This window comes from Hydrogenophaga bisanensis (assembly GCF_042665135.1).
In the GTDB taxonomy this organism is placed as follows: domain Bacteria; phylum Pseudomonadota; class Gammaproteobacteria; order Burkholderiales; family Burkholderiaceae_C; genus Hydrogenophaga; species Hydrogenophaga bisanensis.
In genome coordinates, this window is record NZ_JBHTBX010000003.1 from 294,090 (window position 1) to 306,243 (window position 12,154).

Consider the following 12,154-nt stretch of genomic DNA (forward strand, 5'->3'; position numbering starts at 1 on the left):
GCGCCGGCATATCGCCGATGCAACATCTCAAACGAAAGGACCACCATGGATCTGCAAGCCTGTACCGAAGCCATCCGCCAGAAAGTCGGCGCCGACAGCGGCCTCAATGCCACCCTCAAGTTCGACTGCGGCAGCGACGGTTTCGTCTACATCGACGGCAAGTCCACCCCCAACAGCGTCGACAACGAAGACAAGGCCGCCGACTGCACCGTGGGCATCACGCTCGATAATCTCGCTGCGCTGCTGACTGGCGACCTTGAGCCTGCCACCGGCTTCATGATGGGCAAGCTCAAGGTCTCGGGCGACATGGGTGTGGCCATGCGACTGCAGCGCGTCATCTGAAGATTTGCCCCGACAGGAAACTCCTTGAACACCCCGCTCGCTCCCCGCAAGACCGCCAAGCGCGCCAACGGCGCACAGGCCGTCTCAACGCCAGCCATCCCGGATGCCACCGCAGCCGCCGATGCCCAGGCTTTCGTGGACTCGCACCGCGATGCAGGGACCACCGAACTGTTCGGCATCACCGAGCTGTGCAAGGAGTTCGACGTGACCCTGCGGGCCCTGCGCTTCTATGAGGACAAGGGCCTGCTCTCCCCCATGCGCATCAACGGCGCGCGCGTCTACACACGGCGCGACCGGGCACGCCTGGCGCTCATCCTGCGCGCCAAGGCCATTGGCTCACCGTTGTCCGAAATCAAGCGCTATCTGGACCTGTACGGTGACCACGGCGAGGGCCGTGCGCAGCAGCTGAGCTACGTCATCAGCCGCACCGACACCGCCATCCAGGAACTCGAAGCCAAACGGGCCAAGATCGACGAAACCCTGGCCGAACTGCGCGTCATCAACACCACCTGCCGCCGCCAGCTCGAACTTCGCAAGCGGACCGACAAGCTGGCCGACTGAACTCAGGCGGTAGGCAGCGTCCACCAGAAGGTGGTTCCCTGGCCTGGCTGCGAATCGGCCCAGATGCGTCCACCATGACGCTCGATGATGCGGGCCACGATGGCCAGACCCACCCCCGTGCCGGGGATCTCCATCCCGGCGTGCATGCGCTGAAACAGGCCGAAGAGCTTCTCGGCACGCGCCATGTCGAAGCCCCGCCCCTGGTCGCGCAAAAAGTACGCGGCCCGTACGGCGTCATAGCCCAGCACCACGCGGGGGCGCTCATTCGGCCGAACGTACTTGATGGCGTTGTCCAGCAGGTTCAGCAGCACCTGCCGCAGCAGCGTCGCATCGCCCAGCGCCGGTGGCATGACTTCGCACAGCAGTTCATCCTGCTCCATGCCCGGTGCCAGCGCATCGGCGGCGCTGCGGGCCAACTCCGCCAGGTTCACCGGCGCCGGTGTCAGGTCGGCGCGCACCACCCGCAGCAGCTCCAGCATGTCGCTGATCATCTGCCCCATGTTCGCCGACGCTCGCGAGATGCGCTGAAACATGTCACGGGTCATCGGCCGCAGTTCCTCACCTTCATCGGCAATGAGGCTGGCAAAACCGTTGACGGCACGCAAGGGTGCCCGCAGGTCGTGTGCGATGGAATAGGAGATGATCTCCATGTCACGCATGGATCTTTCGAGTTCTGCGGTGCGCTCCTTCACACGCTGTTCCAGCGTCGCATTCAGGCGCCGCACTTCTTCCTGAACCTGCACATAGGTGGTCACATCGCTGAAGGTGCGCACCATGCCACCGTGCTCTAGCTGCCGTGTCCGGACTTCCAGGGTGCGCCCGTCCCGGGTCTTCCTCAGGTAGTGCGAAGGCATCGGCACCCCCTGCTCGCCGATCACGTAGCGCCGCGCGTCGTCTTCCACCAGCGCGCCGTTCTCGCCGAAGTCTCCCCGGGCCCTCTGGAAGGCGGTGATCTGTTCATGCGTGGGCTGGGTGGCCATCAACGATTCCGGCAGATCCAGCATATCCAGAAAACGCTGGTTGTAGACAATCGTGCGGCGGTTCTTGTCCACCTGCGTGATGCCCTGGGACATGCTGTCCAGCGTCACCCGCAGCGTCTGCTTCTGGCGCGCAAGTTCGGCGGTCGCCGCCTCCAGTTGCAGGTGCTGCTCCATCAGCGTCTCGGTCGCCTGCTGCAACTCGGTCACATCGGACGTGAACCCATGCCACAGGGTGGATCCATCCGGCTCGCGCTGGGGCACGGCTTCCACCCGCATCCAGCGAACGCCACGCGATGGCAAAACCGCCCGATAAAGCTGACGCCAGGGCTTGAGGTTCTCGGCCGAATCCGCCAGCGCCTGCAACACGCTCACCAGATCGTCCTGGTGGACGCGGGAGAAGAGAGCGCTGGCATCCTGACGCAACTCATCCGCATCGAGTTCCAGCAGATCTCGCACGGCATCGTTGACAAACGGTATTTCGCTGCGACCATCCGGACGCAGTCGCGCCTGATAGATCAGACCAGGCACCCGCGCGGCAATGTGGTGGATCAGCTCGGCCTGACTGGCCTGAGCCTCCAGCGCCTGCTTCTCGACCGTGATGTCCTGAACCACACCGAAGTCGGTGTCGGGATTGCCCCAGACAGTGGTCTGATCCATGCGGCTTCGCACCCACCGGATCTGGCCATCCGGTCTGCGAATGCGAAACTCCAGCACACGGCCGTCCAGCGCCTGCCTGGCTTCCAGCCAGGCGGCCCGGTCCTCCTCATGGAGAATCGCTCTTGCCTGGTCGCGCGTGAGCACCTCATCGGGCCGTACACCCACAATCTCTCGCAAACCAGCCGACCAGATCACCTGCTCGGCGTCCTGCGGATTGGTCCAGTGGCCCACCCGCGCCAGCTTCTCGGTGGCCTCATGCAGCTCCACCTGCTGCTGAAGACGCCGGTTGGCCTCCATGAGGCGGGATTCAGCCTCATGTTCCCGCGTGATGTCCTCCCACCCCACCAGCAGCAGTTCCTGCCCTTCGTGCATCAGCCGGGTGGTGCTCAAGCGCACCCGCAGCCCACGCTCACCATAGGACTCCACGGTGTACGACGGCTCTCCCCGTTCGATACTCTCCAGGTAGTCCTGCCGCTCCATGGCCGACGGCCATTGGGCCAGCTGCAGCGATGTCCTGCCCAGTGCCTGCGCCCGCGCGATGCCGGTGAGCCGGACCCACGCATCGTTGACCGCCAGCAAGGCCCCGTCCAGCCGCCGGCTCAGGCTCTGTGGCAACGGCGAGGCCGCGAACAGCAGGTCCATGGCCGGGACGGACGGCAGCGGCGTCGCATGCATGACATCTGCACTTGCGTGCTCAACACCCTGGACCTGGACAAAGACAGACTCTGGCATGTGTGGGACTGGCAGGAATCGGGATCCTGAGACAGCGGGGCGAACTGCTACAGTTGCCGGTTGGTTTGACGCATACCGAAGAGACCCCCCTTGAGCGCGCCGCTGGACAGACACACCCCCATGATGCAGCAATATCTGGCCATCAAGGCCGGATTTCCGCACACATTGGTGTTTTACCGGATGGGGGATTTCTACGAGCTTTTCTTCGGCGACGCCGAGAAAGCCGCCCGTCTGCTGGACATCACCCTGACCCAGCGTGGCCAGTCGGCCGGCGAACCGGTCATCATGGCCGGGGTGCCTTTTCACTCGGTGGAAAGCTACCTGGCCCGACTGATCAAGCTCGGCGAGTCGGTCGCCATCTGCGAACAGGTGGGCGACGTGGCCACCGCCAAGGGCCCGGTCGAGCGCAAGGTGGTGCGCGTGGTTACCCCCGGCACCCTCACCGACACCGAACTGCTGTCCGACAAGACCGAGGCCGTGCTGCTGGCGGTACACCCGGGCGCCCGCACCGGCGTGGGCCTGGCCTGGATGTCGGTCACCCAGGGCATCGTCACGCTGGCCCAGTGCGCCAGCGACGAACTGGCTGACTGGATCGCCCGCATAGCCCCGGGAGAGGTGCTCTACAGCGCCGAAGTCACCCCTTCCTTTGAAAAATCGCTGCAGGCCTTGAGCAGCCAGCCCCTGCCCAGCGGTCAACGCCTGGTGGCCGTGGTCCGCCCGGCCTGGGCCTTCGATGCCGGTCTGGGTGAACGCAAGCTGCTGGAGCAGTTGCAGGCCGCCAGCCTGTCGGCCTGGGACGCGCAGGACCTCAAGGATGCCCACGCCGCCGCGGCCGCCCTGCTGGCCTATGCCGAACACACCCAGGGCCAGGCCCTGAACCATGTGCGCAGCCTGCAGGTGGCCCGCAGCGGCGAGCTGATCGACCTGCCGCTGAACACCCGTCGCAACCTGGAACTGACCCACACCCTGCGCGGCGAGACCAGCCCCACGCTGTTCTCGCTGCTGGACACCTGCCACACTGGCATGGGCAGTCGCGCCCTGCGCCAGTGGATGCTGGAGCCCCGGCGCGACCGCCACCAGGCCCGCGAGCGCCTGGCCGCCATCGGCGTGCTGCGTGCCGGCAACACCAGCCCTTTGTGGCAGACCCTGCGCCGCGAGCTCAAGGGCGCCAGCGACGTCGAGCGCATCACCGCCCGCATCGCGCTGCGCCAGGTGCGCCCACGCGAACTCGTCGGCCTGACCCAAACCCTGGTCCGTGCGCACCAGCTGGCGGGCGTCCTGCAGGCCGACAAAAGTCACACCGATGCAGCGCTGCTGCAACACATCGGCACCGACCTGACCCCACCACCGGCCTGTGCCCAGCTACTGGCCCAGGCCATCCGCCCGGAGCCGTCGGCCCTGATTCGCGATGGCGGCGTGATCGCCGACGGCTTTGATGCCGAGCTCGACGAACTGCGCGCCATTCAGACCAACTGCGACGGCTTCCTGATCGACCTGGAAACCCGCGAGCGCGAGCGCACCGGCATCGCCAACCTGCGCGTGCAGTACAACAAGGTGCACGGCTTCTACATCGAAGTCACCCAGGGCCAGATCGACAAGGTGCCCGACGACTACCGCCGCCGCCAGACCCTCAAGAACGCCGAGCGCTTCATCACGCCCGAACTCAAGGCCTTCGAAGACAAGGCCCTGTCGGCTCAGGAACGGGCACTGGCGCGCGAGAAATGGCTCTACGACCACCTGCTGGACGAGCTGCAAACCTTCATCGACCCGCTCACCCGCCTGGCCCGCGCCATGGCTGCCCTGGATGCGCTTTGCGCCTTGGCTGAGCGTTCGCTGACCCTCAACTGGACCGAGCCGACCTTCACCTCCGAACCCTGCATCGAGATCCGCGGTGGCCGCCATCCGGTCGTCGAAGCGCGCCTGCAGGAGACCAGCGGCGGCAGCTTCATCGCCAACGACACCGTGCTCGGCGGCAAGCAGCGCATGCAGGTCATCACCGGCCCCAACATGGGCGGCAAGAGCACCTACATGCGCCAGGTCGCCGTCATCGTGCTGCTGGCCAGCATGGGCAGCTACGTGCCCGCCGCCAGCTGCCGACTGGGTCCGATCGACGCCATCCACACCCGCATCGGCGCCGCCGACGACCTGGCCAACGCGCAGTCCACCTTCATGGTCGAGATGACCGAAGCCGCCCAGATCCTGCACGCTGCCACCCCCCAGAGTCTGGTGCTGATGGACGAGATCGGCCGGGGCACCTCCACCTTCGACGGCCTGGCCCTGGCCGGCGGCATCGCCGCCCACCTGCACGACAAGCCGCGCTGCTTCACCCTGTTCGCCACCCACTACTTCGAGCTGACCGAATTCCCCGCCACCCACCACGGTGCGGTCAACGTCCACGTCAGCGCCGTCGAAGGCGGCGGCAAGAGCGGGATTGTCTTCCTGCACCAGATTGAGCCTGGCCCGGCCAGCCGCAGCTACGGCATCCAGGTCGCGCGGCTGGCGGGCGTACCCTCCGCGGTGGTGCAGCACGCCAAACACGCGCTGGCCGCGCTGGAAGCCCACAGCGAGAGCAGCCGCGTGCAGGTCGACCTCTTTGCACCGCCGCCCGCAGCGCCCGAACCCGAAACCCCACCGGTGCTGGCCGCCCTGGCCGACATCGACCCCGATGCGCTGAGTCCGCGCGAAGCGCTGGACCAGCTCTACGCCCTCAAGAAACTCGCCCAGAAATCATGACCTACTGCGTCGCCGTCAAACTCAAGGCCGGACTGGTGTTCCTCTCCGACTCCCGCACCAACGCGGGCCTGGACCAGATCAGCACCTTCCGCAAGATGATCGTCTACGAAAAGCCCGGCGACCGTTTCATGTGCCTGCTCTCGGCCGGCAACCTGAGCATTTCGCAGTCGGTGCGCGAGATCCTGCAGGTCGAGCAGCTCAACGACCACGAGGGTGGCGAGCCGATCACCATCTGGAACGCCAAGAGCATGTTCGATGCCGCTCGGGTGCTGGGCTCAGCGGTGCGCCATGTCTACAACCGCGATGGCGAGTCCCTCAAGCGCGCCGGCGTCGACTTCAACGTGTCCATGATCTTCGGTGGCCAGGTCAAAGGGGAAGGCATGCGCCTGTTCCAGGTCTATTCGGCCGGCAACTTCATCGAGGCCACGTCGGAAACCCCCTTCTTCCAGATCGGTGAATCCAAGTACGGCAAGCCCGTGCTGGACCGCGTCATCACGCCCGACACACCGCTGGACGAAGCCGCCAAGTGTCTGCTGGTGTCGATGGACTCGACCCTGAAGTCCAACCTGTCGGTGGGGCTGCCGCTGGACATGGCGGTGTACGAGGCCAACGCCCTCAAGAGCGACCGGATCACCTGCATCGACGACAACAACCCCTACTTCCAGATGGTGCGCCGCACCTGGGGCCAGAAGCTGCGCGAGGTCTTCGACAGCATCGAGCACCCCACCTGGGACGGCAGCCCCACCGACGTCCCCCTGATGTGCGAGGGCAGCGGTCGCAGCCAGCCGCTGCGCAAGATCAGCACCCCCAAGGACAAGCTGATCTGATGTCCCTCATCATCTTTTCCCATGCCAACAGCTTTCCGCTGGGCACCTATGCCGTGCTCAAGCGCAGCCTGCGCGCCCGTGGCTACACGGTGCGGGGTGTCGACAAGTTCGGCCACGACCCGCAATATCCCGTCACCAGCAACTGGCCCCACCTGGTCCAGCAGCTGGCCGACTTTGCCGGCCCCGAGATCGAACGGCACGGCCAGCCGGCCTGGCTGGTGGGCCATTCCCTGGGCGGCTTCCTCAGCCTGATGTGCGCAGCCCGCTTCCCCCAACTGGGCGGGCATGGCATCAAGGGTGTGCTGCTGCTGGATTCGCCCCTGCTGGGCGGCTGGCGGGCCCGCACGGTGGAGCTGGCCAAGCGCACCCAGCTGGTGGGTTCCATTTCGCCGGGCAAGATCAGCCGCAAGCGCCGCAACGCCTGGCCCGATGCAGAGGCAGCACTGGCGCACTTCCAGCACAAGAAAGCCTTCGCCCGCTGGGACCCCCAGGTTCTGCGCGACTACATCGATCACGGCACGGTCGACGTGAGCACTGCGCACGGCACCCAGCGCATGCTGGCCTTTGACCGCGACGTCGAAACCGCCATCTACAACACCCTGCCCCATAACCTCGACCGCCTGCTTCGCCGCCATCCGCTTCAGTGCCCCGTGGCCTTCATCGGCGGCACGCAATCCGAAGAGATGCGCCAGGTGGGCATGCGCATGACCCTCAAGGTGGTGGGCAAGAACCCGGGCGACCGCCTGCAGATGACGGAGGGATCGCACCTGTTCCCGATGGAGCGCCCGCAGGACACCGCCTCCCTGATCGAAAAGGCCCTGCGCTGCATGGCGGGCTGACGCCAGAACACATCAACCGGGACAACTGTTGCACGAACCCGGGACATTTGGGGGTCTTCAGGACGGCTAAAACCGGTATAACCGGTTCTAGCTAACTGTCAGCCCCCGTGCAGCCACCACACCCCAACACCAGCGGCATCGATCCGGTGCCCGCGCTCCCTGCCTCATCGCCGGACAACCGGCGATTCTGGGCATGGGCGCTCGATGCCTATCCCGCCCGGCGCAGCCTTTGGAAGCGCCTGCTGGTGGCGGTGGTGATCACGCTGCTGGCGGCCTGGTTGCGGGTGATGCTGGCCCCCGCCGAATCCGGCGGCCGCTTTGTGACGCTGTCGCTCGCGGTGGTGCTGGCCACTGTCTATGGCGGCGCGGCGGCGGGTCTGCTCAGCACGGTGCTGGGCATGCTCATCGTCAATTTCTTCCTGGTCAAACCTTACTTTTCGCTGGCCTTTGACAACCCGATGGAGGCCTTCTGGCTCAACGGCTGGCACCTGATCACCCAGCTGGTGGTCATCGGCGCCATCTCGCTCGTCCAGCAGAAGAACCAGCGCCTGCGCGAGGCGAGCGAGGCTGCGCGGCAAACCCACCGGCAATACATGGCCACGTTCGAGCAGGCGGCGGCCGGCATGACCCACGTCGGCCTGGATGGCACCCTGCTGCGGGTGAATCAGCACTTCTGCGACATGGTGGGCTATCCGCGTGAGCAGTTGCTGAACATGCGCTTCCAGGACATCACCCACCCGGACGACATTGCCGACGATGTGGGACTGCTGGAGCAGGCGATCGCCGGCAAGCGGTCCGACTACACGCTGGAAAAGCGCTACTTCCACCGAGACGGCCACATCGTCTGGGTCAAACTGACGGTCGCACTCATCCGCGACGACCGGGGCGAACCCGACTTCTTCATCTCGGTGGTGCAGGACATCACAGAGACCAAGGCCACCAACCAGGCCTTGCGCACCAGCGAGCAGCTCATGCGCCAGGCGGCTCGCCTGGCCGGCCTCGCCACCTGGACGGTGGACCTGTCCACCATGCATTTCCGCACCCTGTTCGAGTCGCACCGGATGCTCGGGCTGTCACAGCACGAATTCACCCGCGACGACCTGGTGGCCATGTGCCACCCGGACGATCGTGAGCGGATGTCCCGCAACTGGTACCGCGGTGTCAGGGGCGAGGCGTCCTACACAGACGAGTACCGAGTGATCATCAACGGCGAAGAGCGCTGGTTTCTGGCTCAGGCCGAGTTCGAACGCGATGCCGCCGGCAAGGCCATTCGTGCGCTGGGCGTCACCTACGACATCACCTCCCGCAAGCGCGCCGAACTGGAAGTTCAGCAGCTCAACGCCACGCTGGAGGCTCGCATCCGCGAACGCACCCAGCAGTTGCGCGGCGCCTACAACGAACTGGAAAGCTACTCTTACGCGGTCGCGCATGACCTGCGGTCGCCCCTGCGCATCATCAACGGCTTTGCCCAGGCCATCCAGGAAGACCACCCCGACTTTGACGCGCCCACGCAGGACAACCTGCGGCGCATCATGAGCGCCAGCCGCCAGATGGGTCTGCTCATTGACGGGCTGCTCAAGCTCTCGCAGTTCTCGCGCGGCGAACTGCAGCGCGCCCCGGTCAGCATCAGCAACCTGGCACGCAGCCAGTGCGAGGACCTGACCCGAGAGCACCCCGGACGGCAAGTCGACTGGACGGTGGAACCGGGCCTGACAACAGAAGCCGACCCGCTGCTGGTCGAGGCCTTGCTGCAGAACCTGCTGGGCAATGCCTGGAAGTACACCGCCCACCAGCCGGTGGCCCGTATCCGCGTCTACGGCAAGATCGTCAATGGTCAGCGCTGGTTCTGCGTGTGCGACAACGGTGCCGGCTTCGACATGTCACGCGCCGCCAAGCTGTTCCAGCCCTTCCAGCGCCTGCACCAGCCCGGCGAGTTCGCAGGCCTGGGCATCGGCTTGGCCACATCCAAGCGCATCGTCGAAAGACACGGTGGAACGATCGAGGCCGAATCGGCCCCCGGCGAGGGCGCCACCTTCTGCTTCACGCTCACCCCGGTCGCCGGCGGTCCGTCGTCAGCCGCCTGAACGCTGTCAGCGCCGGACCGGGGTCATGGTCAGTTGAAGGCCACCGGGCACCACCCGAAAAGCCCCCGGCTCATAGCCCCAGCCTTCGGCCACCTTCAGTTCGTCCGCCCGCAGACGGTGAATCACGGCGTCCTGCAGCACGGATTCGGCCACGGCACTGCCCAGGCGGCTCATGCGCTCGGCCTGCCCGGCCGGCACGCCGGGCACATCAAAGCGCTCCACCCGCACCTCGGACAGGCGCACGCTGCGGTCCGCCGGGTCAAAGCGCAGCCCGTAGCTCAAGCCCAGCACACCGCGCACAGAGCGGGTGCCGGGCAGCGCGGTGCCCATGGTGTAGTCCAGCTCGGTCTGGATGCGGTTTTCCTGCGGCAGCAGGCGCAATCGGGGACGCGAGAGCGACACGTCCACCATCTCCAGGTAGCGGTGATCCAGCGGAAAGCGCCGGGAGACCAGATCGGCCAGCCGCGCTTCCGAGATTTCCAACGTACGGGGGCCGGGCTGCACCAGCGCGCAGCCACCCAGCGCCGCCACGGCCAGCACCAGCCCCGTGCAGAGCGCACGCCGGCCCACGCTGGCGTCAGACACCCGCATCAATTCTGGTAGTAACGACCACCGCGACGGTCGTCGTCACGGTCCCAGCGGCGGTCGTGCCGGTCGTCGTCATCGCGCCAGTGGCGATGACCGTGCTTGTGCCCACGGCCAGGATGGTCATCCCAGTGGCGGCGATGCGGCGGCGGGCCATACACCACCACCGGCGCCTGGTGCACCACCACCGGCCGCACCGAACGCGACGGAGGCGGGCTGTAGATCACCGGCGGCGGCGCATACACCACCGGCGGCGGGCTGTGCACGATCACCGGGGCCGGGTACACCGCCACAGGCCGGGTATTGGTCACACCCACCGACACCCCCGGCGAATTGACGCCGATGGACCAGTAGACATCGTCGCGGGCCTGGGCCAGGCTGGCGGCGCCAGACAGTGCCCACACGCCGGCAGAGGCCACCGCCAGTGCCATCACACGGGCGGGGCGCAGAACATTCGGCAAATTCATCATGGTTTACTCCAGCAGGGGGTAGTGTTTCCCTGACCTGCATTACACCCTTGCACAAGGTACTCTCTTTCTCATGCTTCGTCAAAGTCGTTGCCATGCGTAACAAGAACCCTGCTGCACCTTCGTCGCACGTGACTTTTCCCACGGAAACCACGCCCGTCGACGTGCTGCGCTTCTGGATGGGGGACGACTGGCCCTGCGACTGGCCCGCCGCCGACCGGGACGATCTCTGGTTCAAGGGCGGCGCGGCGGTGGACGAGCGCATCCGCCAAAGGTTTGCGGCCGATGTGACCCACGCCATCGAAGGCGGTCTGTCCGACTGGGAAAATGACCCGCATCACCGCCTGGCGCTGGTGCTGCTGCTGGACCAGTTCACCCGCAACATCCACCGCGGCCGACCACAAGCCTTTGCCGGCGACGCCCGCGCGCAGGCCCTGGTGACGGATGCCCTGACCCAGAGGCTGGACGCCCGGCTTCCCGTGGTGGGGCGCCTGTTCATGTACATGCCCCTCATGCACGCGGAAGACCTGGCCTTGCAGGAAGAATGCGTGGCCCGTTTCACGGTGCTTCAGCAGCAGGCGCCGGCACCGTTGCGGGACACGCTGGCGGGCAACCTGCGCTACGCCATCCTGCACCGCGACATCGTGGCCCGGTTTGGCCGGTTCCCGCACCGCAACGCCGCCCTGGGCAGGCCCAGCACCGCCGAAGAAACCGCCTTTCTTGTCGACGGTCCCCGGTTCGGCCAGTAAGACCGGCCTGGACCAGGCACTCAGCCCAGCAGCAGCCAGGTCAGGCCCACACCGGCCAGCAAGCCCAGCGCAGCACCCAGGCCACCCGCCAAAGCACGGCCGCCTTGACCATGGGCAGGCACGGCCGGCATCTCGCGGAACAGCGAATCCCCCCGCTGGCGGGTGCTGGCAAACACGCTGTCGCTGGCAAAACCGCTGTCGTGCAGATCGATCGGCATCTGCATGGGCATGCCCGACGGCGGATACGCCGGCGCGCTGACCACCCGCGTGGGCGCCCCGGGCATGGCCCAGGTGGCCCACAGGGAATGCGCTTCGGCCGGCACGATGGCGCCATTGGCCACGGCATCCTCCACGTCACGCCAGGACAACTGCACCCGCACCGTCGGCAAGAACACGTCTTCGACCTGGGTGGCTTCCCAGTGGGACGTTTCTTCGCCCATGGAAATGGTGTCGGGGTTGTCTCGGGTCATGGCGGCGGAGGGCAAAACGGCGGCAGTCAGGCGGTAACCAAGTGTTGACACGAACCATACCGTAAAAGCCCTGCCGCCTGATCGTTCCGGCCCGCCCCTCGTCGGTTGGGCCCGCACGCCAAACGGCT

At 66.3% G+C, this 12,154-nt stretch carries 11 protein-coding genes; 7 read left to right on the top strand and 4 right to left on the bottom strand.

What is annotated here, in order from left to right:
• The first annotated feature begins 45 nt into the window (after positions 1-45).
• Both ACFQNJ_RS06710 and ACFQNJ_RS06715 read left to right on the top strand, forming a co-directional pair.
• Positions 46-342, top strand: coding sequence for an SCP2 sterol-binding domain-containing protein (locus ACFQNJ_RS06710; protein WP_382255228.1), 297 nt, complete (start codon positions 46-48; stop codon positions 340-342).
• Between the two features lie 24 nt (positions 343-366).
• Positions 367-903, top strand: a complete 537-nt coding sequence (locus tag ACFQNJ_RS06715) for a MerR family transcriptional regulator (protein ID WP_382255231.1) — start codon at positions 367-369, stop codon at positions 901-903.
• A 2-nt stretch (positions 904-905) separates the two neighbouring features.
• Here ACFQNJ_RS06715 and ACFQNJ_RS06720 read toward each other — a convergent pair whose 3' ends face one another.
• The gene (locus ACFQNJ_RS06720; protein ID WP_382255234.1) at positions 906-3,272 is read right to left on the bottom strand and encodes a PAS domain-containing sensor histidine kinase; all 2,367 of its coding nucleotides are present in this window, start codon (positions 3,270-3,272) and stop codon (positions 906-908) included.
• Positions 3,273-3,392: 120 nt separating this feature from the next.
• Between ACFQNJ_RS06720 and mutS the strand changes: the two genes are divergently transcribed.
• The 4 genes from mutS to ACFQNJ_RS06740 all read left to right on the top strand — a co-directional run bounded on the left by mutS (position 3,393) and on the right by ACFQNJ_RS06740 (position 9,755).
• Complete coding sequence (gene mutS, locus ACFQNJ_RS06725; protein ID WP_382255237.1) at positions 3,393-6,005, top strand: DNA mismatch repair protein MutS; 2,613 nt, start codon at positions 3,393-3,395, stop codon at positions 6,003-6,005.
• Complete coding sequence (locus ACFQNJ_RS06730; RefSeq protein WP_374641351.1) at positions 6,002-6,832, top strand: proteasome-type protease; 831 nt, start codon at positions 6,002-6,004, stop codon at positions 6,830-6,832. Before mutS ends, ACFQNJ_RS06730 begins: the two co-directional genes overlap by 4 nt.
• Positions 6,832-7,671 (top strand): alpha/beta hydrolase, encoded by an 840-nt coding sequence (locus ACFQNJ_RS06735; protein WP_382255240.1) that lies wholly within the window; start codon positions 6,832-6,834, stop codon positions 7,669-7,671. Before ACFQNJ_RS06730 ends, ACFQNJ_RS06735 begins: the two co-directional genes overlap by 1 nt.
• A 107-nt stretch (positions 7,672-7,778) precedes the next feature.
• The gene (locus ACFQNJ_RS06740) at positions 7,779-9,755 is read left to right on the top strand and encodes a PAS domain S-box protein (RefSeq protein ID WP_382255243.1); all 1,977 of its coding nucleotides are present in this window, start codon (positions 7,779-7,781) and stop codon (positions 9,753-9,755) included.
• A 6-nt stretch (positions 9,756-9,761) separates the two neighbouring features.
• On the opposite strand, the gene ACFQNJ_RS06745 is transcribed toward ACFQNJ_RS06740, so the two are convergent.
• Together ACFQNJ_RS06745 and ACFQNJ_RS06750 are read right to left on the bottom strand one after the other, a co-directional pair.
• Positions 9,762-10,340: a hypothetical protein gene (locus ACFQNJ_RS06745; RefSeq protein ID WP_382255246.1), complete on the bottom strand. Its 579-nt coding sequence runs from the start codon at positions 10,338-10,340 to the stop codon at positions 9,762-9,764.
• A 5-nt stretch (positions 10,341-10,345) separates the two neighbouring features.
• A complete protein-coding gene (locus tag ACFQNJ_RS06750; protein ID WP_382255249.1) occupies positions 10,346-10,810 on the bottom strand; it encodes a hypothetical protein in 465 nt (154 codons plus the stop codon).
• A gap of 92 nt (positions 10,811-10,902) precedes the next feature.
• On the opposite strand from ACFQNJ_RS06750, the gene ACFQNJ_RS06755 reads away from it, so the two are divergent.
• The gene (locus ACFQNJ_RS06755; protein ID WP_382255252.1) at positions 10,903-11,556 is read left to right on the top strand and encodes a DUF924 family protein; all 654 of its coding nucleotides are present in this window, start codon (positions 10,903-10,905) and stop codon (positions 11,554-11,556) included.
• Between the two features lie 20 nt (positions 11,557-11,576).
• On the opposite strand, the gene ACFQNJ_RS06760 is transcribed toward ACFQNJ_RS06755, so the two are convergent.
• The gene (locus ACFQNJ_RS06760; protein WP_374641339.1) at positions 11,577-12,026 is read right to left on the bottom strand and encodes a hypothetical protein; all 450 of its coding nucleotides are present in this window, start codon (positions 12,024-12,026) and stop codon (positions 11,577-11,579) included.
• Positions 12,027-12,154: the final 128 nt, after the last annotated feature.

Bases quoted from the DNA above. Each gene is read 5' to 3' on its own strand.
- ACFQNJ_RS06735 (WP_382255240.1), top strand. From the start codon at position 6,832: ATGTCCCTCATCATCTTTTCCCATGCCAACAGCTTTCCGCTGGGCACC.
- ACFQNJ_RS06710 (WP_382255228.1), top strand. From the start codon at position 46: ATGGATCTGCAAGCCTGTACCGAAGCCATCCGCCAGAAAGTCGGCGCC.
- ACFQNJ_RS06760 (WP_374641339.1), bottom strand. From the start codon at position 12,026: ATGACCCGAGACAACCCCGACACCATTTCCATGGGCGAAGAAACGTCC.
- ACFQNJ_RS06750 (WP_382255249.1), bottom strand. From the start codon at position 10,810: ATGATGAATTTGCCGAATGTTCTGCGCCCCGCCCGTGTGATGGCACTG.
- ACFQNJ_RS06755 (WP_382255252.1), top strand. From the start codon at position 10,903: ATGCGTAACAAGAACCCTGCTGCACCTTCGTCGCACGTGACTTTTCCC.
- ACFQNJ_RS06730 (WP_374641351.1), top strand. From the start codon at position 6,002: ATGACCTACTGCGTCGCCGTCAAACTCAAGGCCGGACTGGTGTTCCTC.
- mutS (WP_382255237.1), top strand. From the start codon at position 3,393: ATGATGCAGCAATATCTGGCCATCAAGGCCGGATTTCCGCACACATTG.
- ACFQNJ_RS06720 (WP_382255234.1), bottom strand. From the start codon at position 3,272: ATGCCAGAGTCTGTCTTTGTCCAGGTCCAGGGTGTTGAGCACGCAAGT.